Source organism: Pseudonocardia nigra, assembly GCF_019396355.1.
GTDB classification, from domain to species: domain Bacteria; phylum Actinomycetota; class Actinomycetes; order Mycobacteriales; family Pseudonocardiaceae; genus Pseudonocardia; species Pseudonocardia nigra.
Window position 1 is genome coordinate 101,925 of the sequence record NZ_JAHKRK010000001.1, and the last position, 16,940, is coordinate 118,864.

The following is a 16,940-nucleotide window of genomic DNA, read 5'->3' on the forward strand; positions in this document are numbered from 1 at the left end:
TCCGCACTCACGGCCGGCCGGGCCGCTGTCCTGCGCTCGGGGTGGTCGTGGTGTCGACAGCGGCGACGAGACCGACGGTGTAGCCGCGGATGACGTCACCGGTCACGGTGGCGAGCTGGCTCGCGCCGCCGTCGTCGCCGAAGACGTTGTCGTCCCGGAGGCTGACCTCCGCCAGGTTCCCGACCGAGGCCTCGTAACCCTCCTGGGCGTACACCTGCGCACAGGCATCGGCCGCAAGCGCGACCTGCGAGGTCGCGATGGCGTTCGACGCCTCCGTGATGCCCGCCTGGTCCGGGTAGACCTCGAAGTGGACGTGCGGCCAGCGCCCGGGGTAACAGGCCGGGAAGACGCTCGTGAAGCGCACCCGCCCGTCCGCGTCCGCGATCTGGACACCGCGCAGGTAGTTCTGGTCCTCCACGCCCTGCGAGTACATGGAGTACCCGCCGTCGCGGTCGCAGTGCCAGACGTAGACCGCCACCCCGGCGAACGGGACTCCGCCGTTCGCGAGGTCGGTGACCACCAGCTCGAGCGTCATCGGCACGCCGTCGGCCGTACCGCTCGCCTCTCCGAAGCTCGATCGGATGTCGCTGCGCACGATCCCGCTCTGCGACAGCACGTCGGGCCCGTTGGACCCGTCCCCCGGGTACGGGCCGGCCGTCTCGTCGGGGATCTCCCCCGAGGCGCTTCCCGTCGACGCCGTGGCGCTCGACGGGGTGGCGCCGCCCGCGTTGGCGCCGCAGGCCGCCAGGCCGGCGGTCACCGCGCCCAGGCCCAGCGCCCGCAGCAGCCGCCGCCGGTTCATCAGGGTCCCGACGTCGAAACCCAGCCCTTGGTCCACGACCTCCTCGTCCGGCCGGGCCAACGGCCGGCCCTCGTACGTCGACTCCCGATCGTGCTGCTCACGCTTCACGTGCTTCTCCGATGCCGTCCGCGACTTCCCGCTCGACGCTAGAGACGGGACCTGTGCCTCGGCTGTGCCGTCGCTGTGGGCGGCTGTGGAGGGGAGGATGACGGCATGGGGGACCTAGCCGAGGACGCCGAACCACCTATCGTGTGGACCGCGGGCGCGGTGGCGCGCCGCCCGCCGAGGAGGCACCCGAGCCGCTCGCGGACGGGATCGCGGCGGAGTCGGTGCACGGGCTCGTGCGCGCCGCGCCTGGACGCGGAGACCCTGCGGCACGTCCTCGACGACGACTTCGCGACCCACGGCCTCGAGACGACCTGGAACGAGCTGTGCGTGCCCGCCCTGACCGCGCTCGGGCGCCGGGTGACGCCGGCCGGCGACTGTGTGGACGCCGTGCTGCTGCTGTCCTGGGCGATCATCGCCGGCCTGCACCTCGCCGCCGGGCCGACGAACTCGGCGTCCCGGGCCCAGCGCGCGCTGCTGGCCTGTCCCGAGGGTGAGCGGCACACCATCGGCCTGGAAGCCCTGCACGCCGTGCTCACCGAGCGCCGCACCCCGGCGAACATGCTCGGGCCATCCGTGCCCACCCCGGTGCTGGTCGCCGCGGCGGACCGGATCCGCCCGGCTGTGGTGGTGGTCTGGTCGCAGGCGCGCCGCACCGCCCGGACCGGGCTGCTGCGCAAGCTGGCCCCCCTGGCCGGGACCACGATCGCCGCGGGCCCCGGCTGGGACGAGGTGCGGCTCCCGGGCACCGTCGTGCGGGTCACGACCCTGCGCGGCGCCACCGACGCCGTCACGGCAGCGACCGTCCCCGGCGGTCGCCCCGGCACTTCCGCGCGGGCCTGACGGCACCCGCCGGCGTCCGTCGCCTCGTCGTCGCGCTTGCCGGCCGCCGCATCCGGGTACGAGCGAGCGTGCAGCACGATCCCCGATCCGTCGACGACGACCACTCCCGGCCCGATGGCGTCGGCGACGAACTCGTCGAGGCCAACGGCAAGCTGTCGGAGGCGCTGGAGTACATCGAGCGCGTCCGCGGCCACCTCTACGCGTTCCACCAGCTCATCGGGCACGCCGACCTGCTGCTCGACGACGTCGTCGCGGGGCTGCGGAACGCCGGGCACCCGGACCTCGCCCGAGAGGTGCAGGACGAGCTGCTCGGGGCGAACGTCCTCGCCGGCCGCTGGACGTTCCAGATCGTCGAGGAGTTCGACGAGGGCTACTACGCCACGTTCCGCGCGGTGGAGGAACGGGTGCGGAACGCCACGATGCAGGGCCGCAGGCACGTGTTCGAGGCCGAGATGAAGCAGCGCAGGCGCAGTCACGGGCGCCCCGGCCACGAGCCCACCCCGGGTGTCGAGACGTAGGACGGCGTCGGCGCCCCCGGACGGGACCGGGGGCGCCCACCGGGTCACCGTCAGTCGCGGCGCCGGTCGCGGGTGGCGTCGTCGACCTCGATCTCCTCCTTGCGGACCTCGCCGCCCACCGTCTCCTGCTCGGTCACCGTCTCGGTCCCGAGCCGAACCCGCTCGACCGGATGCGCCTCGGTGTCCACCACCGGACGCTCGGCGTGCAACGTCACCTCGTGCTCCTCCTCGGAGATCGCCGGGCCGTCCGTCGCCGCGCCCCGGTTCGCATCGGTGATCCGCTCCCGCTCGACCCGCACCTCCTCGTGCGACACCGGCACGTTCACCTGCTGGTGCTCGGTCACCACGTGCTTGCGCAACCGGGCCCGACCCGCCTCACGGGTCTCGGTACCCACCCGTAGCTCCTCCTCCGACCTGGTCATGGCGTCGTCGGTATTCGGGCCCGAGACGTCGTGGCCTCGCGCGGTGCCGCGCTCGTCCGCGAGCTCGTGCCGGCCGCCGGTCCGCCCCACGCCCTCGGGGACGACGCTCTCGCGCCCACCCGCAGCAGGCCCGCCGGCCGCGCCGTGATCGAACCCGTAGTGGCGGTACAGCTGCGCCTCCTCCTCCGGCGAGAGGTGGCCGTCCTGCGCGATCCGCGGCGCGTCCTTCACCGCGGCCTTCTCGTACGCCACGGTGACGCGGTCACCGCCGAGCTCGGCGCCCTGTAGCGGCACGAAGCTCTCGTGGGTCCCGAACAGCCCGGTCTGCACCGTGATCCACTTGGGCTGGTCGGTGTCGTCGTCGTAGTACACCTGACCGACCCGGCCGATCTTGTCGCCCGAGCGCCGGTGCCGTGGGCATCAACGGCGCCGCCGCCGACCTCGGCGACGCCCGGCAGCGGCTGCACGTGGCCAATGCGGGCTGGGCCCGGTGGACGCCGGTGAACCTGGCCGCGATCGGCGTGCACCTGGTCGGCGCCATCGGCCTGCTGCTGGCCAACAAGGGCCGGGTCGCCACCCAGCGCGGCGTGGGTGCCTCCACCGTCGCCAAGACCGCCCTCACCGCGGCCGCGCTCGGCGTCACCGCCTACAGCCGGGCGCTGGGCAAGAAGCTGGAACAGGCCGACGGCGTGCCCGTCGAGGGCGGCACCGACCCCGCCGCCGACACCCCGCCCGAGGTCGCCAAGGCCCAGCAGCAGCTCAAGGTCTGCCAGTGGGTGATCCCCGCACTCACCGCCGGTATCGGCGTGCTCAACGCCGTCCACGGGGAACAGCAGCGGCCCGGCCAGCAGCTCCCCGGCATCCTCGCCAAGCCCGCCCAGCTCCTCGGCGCCGCCTGACGCCGGCCCGCGGCCACGGCTCCGGCGGGGGGAGCAGGTCCCCCGGCCGGAGCCCTGCGCGGGCGACGGCGGAGTTCCGTCGTTAGGTGAGGGTGGACAGATGCTCGTGGGCAATCTTCCACTCGCCGTGATCGTCCACCATCACAAGGCTGGCGCGTATCTCGCCGGTGAGCGCCTCGCCGTCGGCCACAGCCTGGTACGCGTACATGCCGGTGACGACCGCGACCGGGCCGAAGACGTCGATCCGCAGGTCCCGGATGTCGCTCCGGATGGACTCGAGTGCGGAGAACTCCGCCGCCTCGGATTCCATGGCCGCGGCGAAGTCCTGCCGCTCCAAGGGAGCGGCGTCGTTGAACTTCGTGAACTTGGGGCTGTTGAGATGGAAGCCGGCGAGGCGGTCCAGCTCACCGGCGTCCACGGCAGCGAGGATCTCGTCCAGTCGTTGCCCGATCGCCCGTCGCGCGTCCTCGAACGGCTCTTCGATGGTGTCCATCCGGTTCATCCCTTTCTGGCCCCTCCGTAAGCCGTTGGCTGCGCTCGTCGCTGCAGCGCTCGGCCCGGCGCGGGTGTTCGAGCCGAACGAGGTCGCGGCACAGCCCGCAGACGACTTGACCGAGAACGGGGGCCAAGAGGGATGCGCCGTTCGGGAAGGGACTACGCGGGGTGCTTCAGCCCTTGGCGTACGTCTCGGCGGTCTTGCTCTCGAACTCGAGCGCCACGAAGGGCTCATCGCCGAGCACCCACGCGTCATGCCCCGGGTCGAGGCGGTACGCGTCACCGGGACCAAGATCGAGCTCCGAGCCGTCGTTGGAGGCGATGTGGATCCTCCCCGAGACCACGTAGCCGAGATGCGCAGCCTGACAGCTCTCGGTACCAACCACCGGCTTGATGCACTCCGACCACCGCCAGCCAGGCTGCACGGTCAACCGCGCGACCGTGGCCTGCCCGAGGTGCACGACGCTCACCATGGTCTTGTCAGGAGTTCGCGTCTCGTCGGGGGTGTCCATGCTCCTGGACTCGAATGCCGGCCATCGCTTGCTCCCCTCATACGCTCTGTCCTGCGTGTCGAAATGGTTACGGCTCGCCAGCACCCGAGCAAGGCCCCAATTGGCCCTGCGGCAACCATCACTTCTTCCCCGGCCGCTCTTGTGGCTGCGCACCCGGTACTGCGGGTGATCCTCGGAGGCGCGGACCGTACGGCCGCCGGCCTCGGTGTCCTCGGTGATCTCCTCGACCACCTCGCCCTCCGCCGTGCCACCGTGGCTGCGCCAGGTCACCTCGTCGCCCTTGCGGAACCGCTGCTCCGCCATGTGGATCAACTCCCGCCGTTCCCCGCCAGGGATGCCGTCGTCCGCTCGCTCGCACGGTCGTACGCCGCGTCCTCGACACCTTCGCCGCCAACCGGGGCGGGCGCGGGCGCTGCTCGGTCGCGTCGAGGCCCGGCCGCCTCAGCCGCGTCCCTCTCCCCCGGCGCTCCCGCCGGCGGCCCGGCCCGGCCCGGCCGCCCCGGCTCCTCCGAACGCCTCTGCGCGGTCGCGGTCGGGATCGGCAGCCGCTCCACGGTCGTCTCGAGCGCCGGTCCCGTCCTCGCCGTCCCGGCCGTCCCGGCCGTCCCCGCCGTCCCCGCCGTCCCGGCCGTCCTCACCATCCCGGCCGTCGCCGCCGTCCTCACCGTCCCGGCCGTCCTCACCGTCCCGGCCGTCCCCGCCGTCCTCACCGTTCCGGTCGTCGTTCCCGTCCTCACCGGCCACGTGCTGGTGCTCCGCCTCGCCCGGCGTTCCGTCGGTCGCAACGAGCTGTCCGCGCTGGGGATCGGGCACCTCGAGACGGTCGCGGTGGTCGCCGTTGTCGCTCCCCGGATCAGCCGAGGCGGCGTCGTCACCGGCCGGAACGTGGACGCCTGCGTCGTCGACCGCCTCGGCGACGGCCTGACCCGCAGTGTTCGCAGCAGCGTCACCGGCCGAGCCGACCGGATGGGGGCCGTTCGGCGGGGCCGCCGGAGGGGCCGGGGCCGGGACATCAGGGCTCGCCGGAGCGGGTACGACGGGCGGGCTGCTCGGGTCGCCGGGAGCACGGGTCTCGGGTGCGGTGCCGGCCGTCACGGTCGACCGCCCGCTGTCCGGAAGCCCGGCCCCGGACAGCGCCACACCTCCCACGGTGACCGCAGCGACCAGCGCTGCGCCCGCGGCCACCGCGTTCCCGGCACGGCCGGGGCGCCACCGCCGCTGGAACGGGCCCGGCACGGGCGCCGGGAACGGCGCGCGGTGCGCGGCCAGGGAGGCGGCGACCGCGGCGGCGCTGGGCCGGTGGTGCGGGTCCTCCCGGGTCATGGCGCGCAGCACCTCGCCCAGCCGGCCGCCGTCGTCGGGGATCTCGGGCGGGCGGTGCAGGCGCGCCATCGCCGACTCCACCGCGACACCCGGGTACTCCCGGCGGCCCGTGAGGGCCTCCAGCAGCACCAGCCCCAGCGCGTAGACGTCCGCCGCCTGGCCCACCGGCCTGCCGAGCACCTGCTCCGGGGCGAGGTAGGCGGCCGTCCCGACGACGTGCCCCGTCGCCGTGGCGACGGTGTCGTCCAGCGCACGGGAGATGCCGAAGTCCGCGAGCCGGGGCCGGGTGCCGTCGCCGAGCAGCACATTGCTCGGTTTCACGTCCCGGTGCACGATGCCGGCCGCGTGCACGTGCGCGAGCGCATCGGCGAGGTGCTCGCCGAGCTGCCGCACGGCGTCGGGCTCCAGGGGCGGGCCGGACCGGATCTGCTCCGCGAGCGTGGGACCGTCCACGAACTCGGTGACCACGAAGGCGCGCCCGGCGTCGGTGCCCCCGCCGTGCAGTCCCACGAGCCCGCGATGGTCCAGGCAGGTGAGCGCGTCCATCTCGCGGCGGTACTGGAGCAGGTCCCGCGCCGACGTGCCCGGGTGGAAGTACTTCACCGCCACCGTGCTGTCGCTCTGCAGGTCGTGCGCGCGGTACACCTCGGCCGACGAGCCGATCCCGATCACCGGGCCGAGGACGTACCGACCGGCGACGAGATGCGGCTCGTGCCTCGCCGGGACAGAGTCGTCAGACGTCACGACATGTCCCGTTCCCCCGATCGCGTCGGAGCATGCACCGATCGCGCGCGCATCCGGACGGCCGGGGCATGTCATCGCCCGGCGATCGATCGACGCTCCCCGTTCACGCGGACGTCACGATCCGGGCGCGGACCAGTTGCACAACACATGCAACCTCCCCACGTGAGTTACCTCGGAAGAGTGGCGGCCGCGCTCGGCGTGGTCACGACCGTCATGGCCCTCGCGGTGGCGCCCGCAGCGGCGGCTCCGCCGGCGTCGGACGTCGAACCGCTCGCACGCGCCCACGCCCACAACGACTACGAGCACACCCGCCCCCTCGCCGACGCCCTGAGCTTCGGGTTCACCAGCGTCGAGGCGGACGTGTGGCTCGTGGACGGCGAGCTCCGGGTCGCGCACGACCTCGAGGACACCCGCCCCGGCGGCACGCTGCAGGCGCTGTACCTGGACCCGCTCGCCGAACGGTTCGCCCACAACGGGGGCTCGGTGTACCGCGGCTGGGACGGGTCGCTCCAACTGCTCATCGACATCAAGAGCGACGGCCCGGCCACCTACGCCGCGCTCGACGAGGCGCTGAGCGCCTACCCGCAGCTGATGACGCGCTGGACCGACGGCACGATCAAGGAGCGGGCGGTCACCGCGGTCATCAGCGGCAACCGGCCCCTCGCCGAGATGGCGGCCCAGCGCACCCGATTCGCCGGGTACGACGGGCGGCTGTCGGACCTGCACTCCGGACGGCCGGCGACGCTCATGCCACTGGTCAGCGACAACTGGACCAAGCACTTCACCTGGACGGGCGCCGGGCCGATGCCGGCGGCCGAGCGCGAGAAGCTGCGCTCGATCGTCACGACGGCGCACGCGAACGGGTACCGGGTGCGGTTCTGGGCGACCCCCGACCGGCCGGGCGAGGCCCGCGAGGCGCTGTGGACCGAGCTGGTGGCCGCCGGCGTCGACCACATCAACACCGACGACCTCGCCGGGCTGCAGGAGTTCCTGCTGGCCGCCGACCCCGACGAGCAGGCGGCGGCGGCCTGAGGCCGGAGCAGCGCCTGGCCGTGTGACCGCGCTACGAGTACGGCGCCGCGTCGTCCGGGACGGGGTCCCGGCGCAGGCGGAGGTCGACGGCGGCGAGCTGCTGCCGGAGGGAGTCGCGCAGCGCGTGCAGCTCGTCGACCTCCCGCCGGGCCTCGCCGACGATCCGGCGCACCTCCGCGCGGGCGGCGTCGAGCCGGCCGCGGATCTGCTCGTCGGCGTTGGCGAGCCGCTGCTCGACGGTGCGGAGGTTGTCGGCCTGGAGCCGGGCGAGTCGGGCCACGACAGCGCGGCACCGGAAGCTGATCGAGCGGTGGAACTCCTCCTCCGCGGCGGCGCGCGCGGCGATGGCGGCCTCGTCGAGCCGCGCCCGCTTCGCGGCGGCCTCCCGGAGCAGCCGCTCGGCCTCCACGCGGGCCGCCGCGACCGGGTCGGGTTCTCCGGTCGACGTCATCGCACGCGAGGCGCGCCGTGTGGACGATGTGGCAGCCCCGAGCCCTTCCCGCAGATCCGGGTCGGCGCCGGAGGCGGCCGGCAGGGTCTCCTCCGCCTCGCCGATGAGCGCGGCGGCGTACCGCGCTGCCTCGGCCTGCATCGCGCCGGACTCCTCGTGCGCCAGCCGCAGCAGGAGCTCCAGCCGGTCACTCATGGTCGACACGCTGTCCTGCGGACAGGACAGCGTGCGGAGTACGCCGCGCAGGCGTTCGATCTCCGACCGTGCGGTCTCCAGCTCCCGCTGCACGGCGGCGGACCGGGCGAGTGCGGCGTCCCGATCGGCCGCCATGATCGTCATCTCGACCTCGACGAGGCGGAGGTGATCGTCGACCTCCCCCGCGTCGAGCCCTCGGCGCACCACGCTGAAGCGACAGCCGTCGCGTCGGTCCGTCCTGTCCATCGCGCCTCCGTCCCGCCGCCCGCGCTTGTCGGAGTTGGTCGACAGCCCTGGTAGGAGCGTTACGCGAGGGATACCCGCTTCGTCCGGCCCGACGCCGCGCCGTGAGCCGACGCCGCCTACTGCGTGGCCCGACTCGCGAACCGCACCGCACCGCACATCCATGCGACCGGGTTGCGGCGACGCTGCCGCACTTTTATCGCGCGCTATTGACGTGTGCGCAATAGAACCCGGACAGTGGTCCGTATCACACAAGGCAGGCTTCGACGAGGCCCGCCACCACGAGCAGCCGGAGGAGCACATGGCCGAGGCGACCCTGTACGAACGACTCGGCGGGACGTACGCCATCGCGGCAGCGGTGGACGTCCTAGTCGACCGGCTGTACGACAACGCGTCGGCCAACGCGAACCCGGCCGTGGCGGCGTTCCACGAGAAGCGGGGGCACGCCGGGTTCAAGTTCCTCGTCACGGCCTGGTCCATCCAGCAGACCGGCGGGCCGGCGTGCTACCCGGGGCGGGACATGGCTGCTGTCCACGCGGACCTCGACGTCAGCCAGCACGACTTCGACGTGGTCGCCCTGGAGATCAAGGCGACGCTGAGCTACCTCGGGGTGCCGGTGCGGGAGATCGACGAGTTCATGGGCATCATCGAGAGCTACCGCTCGACGGTGGTCGCCGCCGCCTGAGCGGGCTCGGCCTCCCCGCTCTCGACGGCGTCGAGGCGCGCGGCGAGCCGGTGCAGGTCGTCGCGCAGCGCCGCGAGCTCGCGCGGGTCGAGCCCGGTCGCGCGTTCGACGGACGCCTGGGCGGTGACCGCGCGCTCGTACAGGAGGTGACCCGCGGCGGTGCACGAGATCTCCAGGGTGCGCTCGTCGTGCGAGGGCCGTCGGCGGGTGATCAGCCCTCGCTGCTCGAGGCGTTGCAGCAGGGGCGACAGGGTCGCCGAGTCCAGGTGCAGCCGCTCACGCAGCGCCTTGAGACCGACCGCGCCCGACTCCCACAGCACGAGCATCACCAGGTACTGGCTGTAGGTGAGCCCGATCGCGGCCAGCAGCGGCCGGTAGCGCGCGGTCATCGCCCGCGACGCGGAGTACAGGCCGAAGCACAGCTGCTGCTCCAGGAGCAACTGCGCCGCCCCGGGCTCCGTCTCGCGCGCGTCCGCCATCCGCCCACCCTACGTCGGGCCGCCCCGGGGACTGCGCAGCGACGACACGGGGCCGCACGGGAGAACGCCAGCACCGCCCGACCCCTGCGAAATTGAGTAGCGCCCTATACGATCACCCGCGATAGATCATCGTCGAAATCTCGAGGAGCGGCGCGCATGCCCACACTCACCGTCGGAACCGACGGCGCCACCCCGGTCGAGCTGCACTACACCGACCAGGCCACCGGCCGCCCCGTGGTGCTGATCCACGGCTGGCCGCTCTCGGGTCGCTCCTGGGAGGCGCAGGTCCCGGTCCTCGTCGAGGCCGGGCACCGCGTGATCACCTACGACCGGCGCGGGTTCGGCCAGTCGTCGCAGCCGTGGACGGGCTACGACTACGACACCTTCACCGCCGACCTCGCGGCGCTGCTCGACCACCTCGACGTCCGCGATGCCGCGCTCGTGGGCTTTTCCATGGGCGGTGGCGAGGTCGCGCGCTACCTCGGCGCGCGTGGCACCGACCGGGTCTCGCGGGCGGTACTGGCCGCGGCCGTGCCCCCGTACCTGTACCGGAGCGACGACAACCCCGACGGCGGCCTCGACGACGCCACGATCGCCGGCTTCGAGGAGGGCGTGCGCGGCGATCGCCTCGCGTTCCTCGACGGCTTCACGAAGGACTTCTTCAGCTCCGGCAGTGGCCTCACCGGGAAGAAGGTGCTGGTCAGCGAGCCACTGCGGCAGTACATGCTGGCGATCGCGGCCGCCGCGTCCCCGAAGGCGACCCTCGACTGCATCGCCGCGTTCGGACGCACCGACTTCCGGGGCGATCTCGCCCGGATCCAGGTACCGACGCTGGTGATCCACGGGGACAGTGACCAGATCGTGCCGATCGAGGTCAGCGGCCGCCGCAGCGCGGACGCGATTCCCGGCGCGGAGCTCGTCGTCATCGAGGGCGGCCCGCACGGCGTCAACGCCAGCCACCCGCAGCAGTTCAACCGGGCGCTGCTGGACTTCCTGGCGCGCTGACATCTCCGGATCCCGGCCCCCGGCCGGTTCGGCGATCGCGGGCACCGAGCGGCCCGGGCCGACAGGGGCGGCCGGGTCACCCGGCCCACGGGTCGAGCGGGACGAGCTCGATGGCGTGGCCTGCCGGGTCGAGCAGTCGCCCCATGCGTTTGATGTGACGCAGTGCGATCGCGCGGTCCACCACCCGCAGCCGCGGTAGCCGTTCGGCCAGAACGGACTCGAGCCGCTGCACGTCGTCGAGGCTCCGCAACCACAGCGAGACCAGCAGGTTCGCCGGGCCACCGGTCAGCCCGACCGACAGCCGGGCCTCGGGCAGCCCGGCGAGCGCGCGGGCGGCCTCGGCATGCTCCTCCGGTGGCACGAACGCCCACAGCGTGGCCGACACCGGCCAGCCGGAGAGCGAACTGGGCGACGTCGCAGCGGAGGATCAGGTCCTGGTTCGCCAATGCGGTCTCGACGCGCCGCCGTGCGGTGGCCCGGCTGACGCCCGACCGCGCCGCCAGATCGCTGATGCTCATCCGCCCGTCCTCGGACAGCAGCCGCAGCAGACCGCGCACGTCCCGGTCGTCGAGCCGGCCGGCCGGCCCGGCGGGGCGGGCGTCGGCACGGCCGAGACGGCGCCGCTGGGCGGGCTCGAGAGCCCGCAGCTGCCACTTGCTGCCCTCGACGAAGGTTCGCGTCATGAGCTGGCTCCGCGCGGAGAGCACGCCGGGGATCTGCGCCATGCCCTGCAGCAGGAAGTCCGACAGCGCCGACAGACCGCTCGTGAACACGGTGAGGAGCAGGTCCCGACCACCGGTCACGTGCTCGACGCTGCCGACCCGCGGATCGCGGGCGAGCGCCGTTCCCGCCCGCATGACCTGGTCGGTGGCGCAGTCCACCTCGACGAACGCGACCTCGCCCCGCTCGCGGCTGCCCGGGTAGGCCGCCAACCACGCCGAGCCGTCGGCGGTGAGGCGTGCCCAGCGTCGCGCGGCAGTGGCGGCGTCGATGCCGAGCACCTGGCCGATCTGCGCCCACGGAGCGCGCGGAGCGAGCTGCACGGCATGCAGCACCGCCAGATCGAGCTCGTCCGGTCCTTTCGGATCGTGCAACACGGAGCCCATCATGTGCCATTTCCTGAAGCAGGGACAGGTCGAGTTGCCACGCCCGCACCATCGGCGCACTCCCGCTCCCTTGGCGCACTCGAGAGGAGACCAGTGCAGCCCTCGCCTCGATCCATTGCGGCCACCACCACGCGCACGACGTCGAAGCCTGCAGAACCGAAGCGGAGGCGCGAGCTCCTCGCAGCCACCGTCGGCAGCGTCGTCGAGTCGTTCGACTGGAACATGTAACGCCGTACTGGCGCCGTTCTTCGCCGCCCAGCTCTTCCCCGGCGGCGGCACCGCGTCCCTGCTCGTCGCCTACGCCGGTTTCGCCGTCGGCTTCGTCGCGCGGCCGCTGGGCAGCGCGCTGATCGGCAGGCTCGCGGACAAGCGCGGCAGGCGCTTCGGCCTCACCCTGAGCATGTCGGTGATCGCCGCCGCGAGCCTGCTGCTCGCCGTCATCCCCTCCCGCGACGACATCGGCATCTGGGCCGCCGTGCTGGTGGTCGTCGCCCGGCTCGTGCAGGGCCTGGCATACGGCGGGGAGACCCCGACGGTCGCGGCGTACGTCACCGAGACCGCTCCGCCGCGGCACCGCTTCCTGTTCAGCGGCATCTCCTACGGCGGGATCATCATCGGCTCGCTGCTGTCGTTCGGCGTGGTCACCGTGCTGAACGCCGTGGTCGGCGCGGACGCGCTGGCCGACGGCGCCTGGCGCTGGGGCTTCGTGCTGGCGGCGGTGATCGGCGTCGCCGCTGTGTGGGTGCGGCGCTGCGCACCCGAGAGCGACGCCTACGAGCAGGAGACCGCGGCGCACGGCACGCAGCGGCCCCCGGTGCGCGAGGTCTTCACCCGCCACCCGCTCGCCTGCGCGGCACTGTTCCTCATGTCCGTCGGGGGCACCGTGGCGTTCTACTTCTCGCTGGTCTACCTGCCGGTCTACGCGGAGCACGTCGGCGCTGCCGACCAGGCGAGCGCATCGTCGTTCATGACCGTAGTCTTCGCGGTGACCCTGGTCGCGATGCTGCTGGCCGGGATGCTCACCGACCGCGTCGGCGCGATCCCGGTACTGCGCGGCGCCTACCTCGCGCTGTTCCTCGGCATGCTCCCGCTCATGATCGGGCTGGAGGCCGGGGCGATCGGCTTCCACACCGTCGCGATCGCGCTCGCCGTACTGGTCGCCGTGCCCGTGGCGACTACCAACGTGCTCAGCGGCCTGCTGTTCCCGATCGCGGTGCGCGCCGTCGGGGCCGGCATCGTCGGCGCGAGCGCGATCGCATTGTTCGGCGGCACCTTCCCGTTGCTCGCCGAGGCCCTCACCGCCGCAGGCCACACCTCCGCCATCCCGTACTACGTCGCCGCCACGATGGCGCTCGCGCTCGCCGGCACCTTCGTCGCAGCTCGCGTGCCAGGTTTCGCCGCGGCGTCCCGCCCCAGCGGTTCCGGCCGCGCGACCGACTCGGAAGAGGACCAGTGAGCAGCGGCATCGTGGACGACGCGCGCGGCATGCGCGACGAGCTGGTCCGGCTGCGGCACCGGCTGCACGCGGAACCCGAGCTCGGCCTGCACCTGCCCCGCACGCAGGAGAAGGTCCTGGAGGCGCTCGACGGCCTCCCGCTCGAGGTCGGCACCGGCACCGCGTCCACGTCGGTGACCGCGGTGCTGCGGGGCGCCCGCCCGGGCGGCACCGTGCTGTTGCGCGGCGACATGGACGCGCTGCCGGTCGCGGAGAAGACCGGCGTCGGATACGCCTCGCGGGTCGACGGGGCGATGCACGCCTGCGGCCACGACCTGCACACCACGATGCTCGCCGGGGCGGCGCACCTGCTGGCCGCGCGCCGCGACCGGCTCGCCGGCGACGTGGTGTTCATGTTCCAGCCGGGAGAAGAGGGCCACGACGGCGCCGCGTCGATGATCGCCGAGGGGGTGCTCGACGCGGCCGGGCCCCGGGTCGACGCGGCGTACGGGCTGCACGTGATGTCCGCGGGCCTCGCGCCGGGCTCGTTCCGCACGCGGCGGGGGCCGATCCTCGCCGCGTCCGACACGGTCCGGGTCGTCGTGCACGGCGCGGGCGGCCACGGCTCCGCGCCGCATCGCGCGAAGGACCCGATCGCGGCCGCCTGCGAGATGGTCCCCGCGCTGCAGACGTTCGTGACCCGGCACTTCGACGTGTTCGACCCCGTGGTGGTGACGGTGGGGGCGTTCCACGCCGGCACCCAGCACAACGTGATCCCCGACGAGGCCACCTTCGAGGCCACCGTGCGGTCGTTCTCCCCGGAGGCGCACCGGGCGATCAAGGACGGCTTCGTACAGGTCTGCCGGGGTGTCGCAGCGGCGCACGGCGTCGCCGTCGACGTCGACTACGCCGATTGCTACCCCGTCACCGTCAACGATGCCGCCGAGGCCGAGTTCGCCGTCGGCGTCGTGGCCGAGGTGCTGGGCGAGGAGCGGGTGGGCTGGTCTGACCGCCCCTACACGGGGTCCGAGGACTTCTCCCGCGTCCTGGACGAGGTGCCCGGCGCGTTCGTCGCCCTCGGTGCCGCGCCCCGGGAGGTCGACTGGACGGCCGCGCCGAACAACCACTCCCCCCTCGCCGTCTTCGACGACGCGGTGCTGCCCGACGGGGCCGCGGTCTACGCGGAGCTCGCGGCCCGGCGGCTGCTCGAACTGGAGGGTGCCGTACCGGCGAGATGGACCTGACGGGGGTCACGCGCGGGACGAAGCCGCATGGTGTCGATCTCGCGCGTCGCCGTGCCCTTCCCGGCCGGCGGTCGTCGACGGGTGCGCGTCGCCGCGCTTGACGGCGGCGAGGAGCATCTGCGCGACGTCCTGGACCCGGACGTCCTCGCCCTGGCCCTCGCTCTGCTTCTGCGTGAGGCCGTCGCCGAGCATCGTCCGGCAGAAGGGACAGCCGACGGCGATGGTCCCGCCCGCACCGGGGGTGGTCCCGGCGAGCGTCTCCAACGCCTCCTCCGTGCGTGTCACGTTGATCCGCCTGCCGACCCGCTCCTCCATCCACATGCGGGCGCCCCCGGCCCCGCAGCACATGGAGCGGTCGCCGTGGCGGGGCATCTCGGTGAGTCTGGCGCCCGCCGCCCCGACGAGCGCGCGCGGCTCCTCGTAGACCTCGTTGTGCCGGCCCAGGTAGCACGGGTCGTGGTAGGTCACGTCCGTCATCGCGTCCGGCGCGGAGACCGGCACCAGCCTGCCCTCCCGCACGAGCTTGTTGAGCAGCTGCGTGTGGTGCACGACCTCGTAGTGCCCGTCGAGCTGCGGGTACTCCCGCCCGAGGGTGTTGAGGCAGTGCGGGCAGGTGGTGACGATCTTGCGGGTGCCCGGCTCGCGGCCCTCGAACACGGCGTCGAGGACCTCGACATTGGCCCTCGCGAGCATCTGGAACAGGAACTCGTTGCCCGAGCGCCGCGCCGGGTCGCCGGTGCAGGTCTCCTCCGGGCCGAGCACGACGTAGTTCACCCCGGCGCGGTGCAGCAGCTCCGCGGTGGCCTGCACGGTCTTCTTGGCGCCGTCGTCGAACGCGCCCGCGCAGCCGATCCAGAACAGGTACTCGACCTCCGGGGCGAGCTCACCGTCGAACACCTGCACCTCGAAGCCGAGCTTCTCGGTCCAGTCCAGGCGCTGCTTCGCGTTCTGCCCCCAGGGGTTGCCCTTGTTCTCCAGGTTCTTGAACAGCACTCCGAGCTCCGAGGGGAACTCGGACTCGATGAGGACCTGATGGCGGCGAATGTCGACGATGTGGTCGACGTGCTCGATGTCCACCGGGCACTGCTCCACGCATGCGCCGCACGTGGTGCACGACCACAGCACGTCCGGGTCGATCACGCCGAGCACCTCGGCGCCGCCGACCAGGGGGCGGCCGGCCTCGGCGCGGGCGGCCTCGCTCAGCAGGTCCAGCCGGGCCCGCCCCTCGTCGCCGGTCAGGCCGATCTCCTCGCCGGTCAGGTCCATCCGGCCGCCGGCCAGCAGGTAGGGCGACTTCGCCTCGGCGTGTTCGCGCAGCGCGTTGACCAGGAGCTTGGGCGACAGCGGCTTCTCGGTGTTCCAGGCCGGGCACTGCGACTGGCACCGCCCACACTCGGTGCAGGTGGTGAAGTCGAGCATCGCCTTCCAGGAGAAGTCCTCGATCCGGCCGGCGCCGAACGTGTCGGTGTCCGGGTCGGCCTCCTCCAGGTCGAGGACGGCGCCGCCGCTCGTCATCGGCTTGACCGCGCCGAGCGCCTTGCGACCGGAGTCCTCACGCTTGAAGTAGATGTTGAAGAACGCCGTGAACCGGTGCCAGGCCACCCCCATCGTCGGGGTGCGCGCCAGCACGATCAGCCAGATCGACGCCGAGAGCACCTTCACCGTGGCGAAGACGCTCACGAGCGCCGGGCTCGCGGGCAGGACGGAGCCGAGGGCGATCGAGACCGGGGCGGACCACGTGGGCACGTCGAACGCGCCGATCGCGTGCTTCGCCGCGCGCACCAGGAGGATGCCCAGGCCCTCGACGAGCACGACGGCCTCGACGAAGGCGGCGCGGCCGTTGTGCGAGCCGTAGAACCGCGAGGCGCGGCCCCGCCGGCGTGGGCTCCCGGCGAGCCGGTAGGCGATCAGCGGCAGGATGCCGACGATCGTGCCGACGGCCAGGACCTCCACCAGCAGGTTGTAGGGGCCCCACTCGCCGATCAGCGGCAGGTGGAACCGCGGGTTCCACACCTCGCCGTAGGCCTCGACGAGGGCCAGGAACAGCCCGCCGAAACCGACCATCACCAGCCAGTGGAAGACCCCGACGTGGCTCCACTTGAGCATGCGGGTGTGCCCGAGCGTCTCCACCAGCATCGTGCGCAACCGCGGCCCGATCGGGCCGGTCCGCGAGCCGTCGGGCTGCCCGAGCCGGATCACGCCCACCAGGTGCCGCACGGTCCGAGCGACCATCACCACGGCCACGACCGTGATCACCGCCGTCAGGACACCCAGGACGATCTGGAGCCAGTGCATCGTGGGGTCGACCTCTCAGGAGGAGCGCGAGTACTTCCTCCGGAACGTACGACACTACTGGCGATTTGTATGGCCAAATAATGCGATTTGACGTGCGCGGTGTGTCA

15 protein-coding genes and 3 pseudogenes are annotated in these 16,940 nt (G+C 73.0%); 8 read left to right on the forward strand and 10 right to left on the reverse strand.

The window, feature by feature from the left end; all coding sequences use genetic code 11:
• Positions 1–7 precede the first annotated feature (7 nt).
• Positions 8–910: an intradiol ring-cleavage dioxygenase gene (locus KME75_RS00450; protein ID WP_308282469.1), complete on the reverse strand. Its 903-nt coding sequence runs from the start codon at positions 908–910 to the stop codon at positions 8–10.
• A 105-nt stretch (positions 911–1,015) separates the two neighbouring features.
• On the opposite strand from KME75_RS00450, the gene KME75_RS00455 reads away from it, so the two are divergent.
• Positions 1,016–1,750, forward strand: a complete 735-nt coding sequence (locus KME75_RS00455) for a hypothetical protein (protein WP_219412467.1) — start codon at positions 1,016–1,018, stop codon at positions 1,748–1,750.
• A 68-nt stretch (positions 1,751–1,818) separates the two neighbouring features.
• A complete protein-coding gene (locus KME75_RS00460; RefSeq protein ID WP_308282470.1) occupies positions 1,819–2,268 on the forward strand; it encodes a hypothetical protein in 450 nt (149 codons plus the stop codon).
• Between the two features lie 50 nt (positions 2,269–2,318).
• On the opposite strand, the pseudogene KME75_RS00465 reads toward KME75_RS00460, so the two are convergent.
• Positions 2,319–3,089: pseudogene (locus tag KME75_RS00465) on the reverse strand (YsnF/AvaK domain-containing protein); the annotation flags it as partial.
• Between the two features lie 14 nt (positions 3,090–3,103).
• On the opposite strand from KME75_RS00465, the gene KME75_RS00470 reads away from it, so the two are divergent.
• A complete protein-coding gene (locus KME75_RS00470; RefSeq protein WP_219412468.1) occupies positions 3,104–3,589 on the forward strand; it encodes a hypothetical protein in 486 nt (161 codons plus the stop codon).
• Between the two features lie 82 nt (positions 3,590–3,671).
• Here KME75_RS00470 and KME75_RS00475 read toward each other — a convergent pair whose 3' ends face one another.
• The 3 genes and pseudogenes from KME75_RS00475 to KME75_RS00485 form a co-directional block, all read right to left on the reverse strand.
• Positions 3,672–4,091 (reverse strand): nuclear transport factor 2 family protein, encoded by a 420-nt coding sequence (locus KME75_RS00475; RefSeq protein WP_219412469.1) that lies wholly within the window; start codon positions 4,089–4,091, stop codon positions 3,672–3,674.
• Positions 4,092–4,725: 634 nt separating this feature from the next.
• Positions 4,726–4,899, reverse strand: a pseudogene (locus KME75_RS42425) (hypervirulence associated TUDOR domain-containing protein); the annotation flags it as partial.
• 138 nt (positions 4,900–5,037) lie between these two features.
• The gene (locus tag KME75_RS00485) at positions 5,038–6,663 is read right to left on the reverse strand and encodes a serine/threonine-protein kinase (protein ID WP_219412471.1); all 1,626 of its coding nucleotides are present in this window, start codon (positions 6,661–6,663) and stop codon (positions 5,038–5,040) included.
• Between the two features lie 213 nt (positions 6,664–6,876).
• Between KME75_RS00485 and KME75_RS00490 the strand changes: the two genes are divergently transcribed.
• Positions 6,877–7,695, forward strand: coding sequence for a phosphatidylinositol-specific phospholipase C/glycerophosphodiester phosphodiesterase family protein (locus tag KME75_RS00490; RefSeq protein ID WP_219412517.1), 819 nt, complete (start codon positions 6,877–6,879; stop codon positions 7,693–7,695).
• Between the two features lie 31 nt (positions 7,696–7,726).
• On the opposite strand, the gene KME75_RS00495 is transcribed toward KME75_RS00490, so the two are convergent.
• The gene (locus KME75_RS00495) at positions 7,727–8,587 is read right to left on the reverse strand and encodes a hypothetical protein (RefSeq protein WP_219412472.1); all 861 of its coding nucleotides are present in this window, start codon (positions 8,585–8,587) and stop codon (positions 7,727–7,729) included.
• Between the two features lie 298 nt (positions 8,588–8,885).
• Here KME75_RS00495 and KME75_RS00500 point away from each other — a divergent pair, with 298 nt between their 5' ends.
• Positions 8,886–9,269, forward strand: a complete 384-nt coding sequence (locus KME75_RS00500) for a group I truncated hemoglobin (protein ID WP_219412473.1) — start codon at positions 8,886–8,888, stop codon at positions 9,267–9,269.
• On the opposite strand, the gene KME75_RS44685 is transcribed toward KME75_RS00500, so the two are convergent.
• Entirely contained in the window at positions 9,239–9,748 is a 510-nt protein-coding gene (locus KME75_RS44685; RefSeq protein WP_219412474.1) for a MarR family winged helix-turn-helix transcriptional regulator, read from the reverse strand. The two genes, KME75_RS00500 and KME75_RS44685, sit on opposite strands and share 31 nt — an antisense overlap.
• Positions 9,749–9,904: 156 nt before the next feature.
• Here KME75_RS44685 and KME75_RS00510 point away from each other — a divergent pair, with 156 nt between their 5' ends.
• The gene (locus KME75_RS00510; RefSeq protein ID WP_219412475.1) at positions 9,905–10,753 is read left to right on the forward strand and encodes an alpha/beta fold hydrolase; all 849 of its coding nucleotides are present in this window, start codon (positions 9,905–9,907) and stop codon (positions 10,751–10,753) included.
• Positions 10,754–10,829: 76 nt separating this feature from the next.
• Here the strand turns inward: KME75_RS00510 and KME75_RS00515 are convergent, their stop codons facing one another.
• Together KME75_RS00515 and KME75_RS46530 are read right to left on the reverse strand one after the other, a co-directional pair.
• Entirely contained in the window at positions 10,830–11,138 is a 309-nt protein-coding gene (locus tag KME75_RS00515; protein WP_219412476.1) for a hypothetical protein, read from the reverse strand.
• 109 nt (positions 11,139–11,247) lie between these two features.
• Positions 11,248–11,862: pseudogene (locus tag KME75_RS46530) on the reverse strand (Lrp/AsnC family transcriptional regulator); the annotation flags it as partial.
• 112 nt (positions 11,863–11,974) lie between these two features.
• Between KME75_RS46530 and KME75_RS00530 the strand changes: the two are divergent.
• Both KME75_RS00530 and KME75_RS00535 read left to right on the forward strand, forming a co-directional pair.
• Positions 11,975–13,315, forward strand: coding sequence for an MFS transporter (locus KME75_RS00530; protein WP_246631192.1), 1,341 nt, complete (start codon positions 11,975–11,977; stop codon positions 13,313–13,315).
• 29 nt (positions 13,316–13,344) lie between these two features.
• Complete coding sequence (locus KME75_RS00535; protein ID WP_219412518.1) at positions 13,345–14,538, forward strand: M20 metallopeptidase family protein; 1,194 nt, start codon at positions 13,345–13,347, stop codon at positions 14,536–14,538.
• Positions 14,539–14,544: 6 nt separating this feature from the next.
• Here KME75_RS00535 and KME75_RS00540 read toward each other — a convergent pair whose 3' ends face one another.
• Positions 14,545–16,833 (reverse strand): (Fe-S)-binding protein, encoded by a 2,289-nt coding sequence (locus KME75_RS00540; RefSeq protein ID WP_219412477.1) that lies wholly within the window; start codon positions 16,831–16,833, stop codon positions 14,545–14,547.
• Positions 16,834–16,940 lie beyond the last annotated feature (107 nt).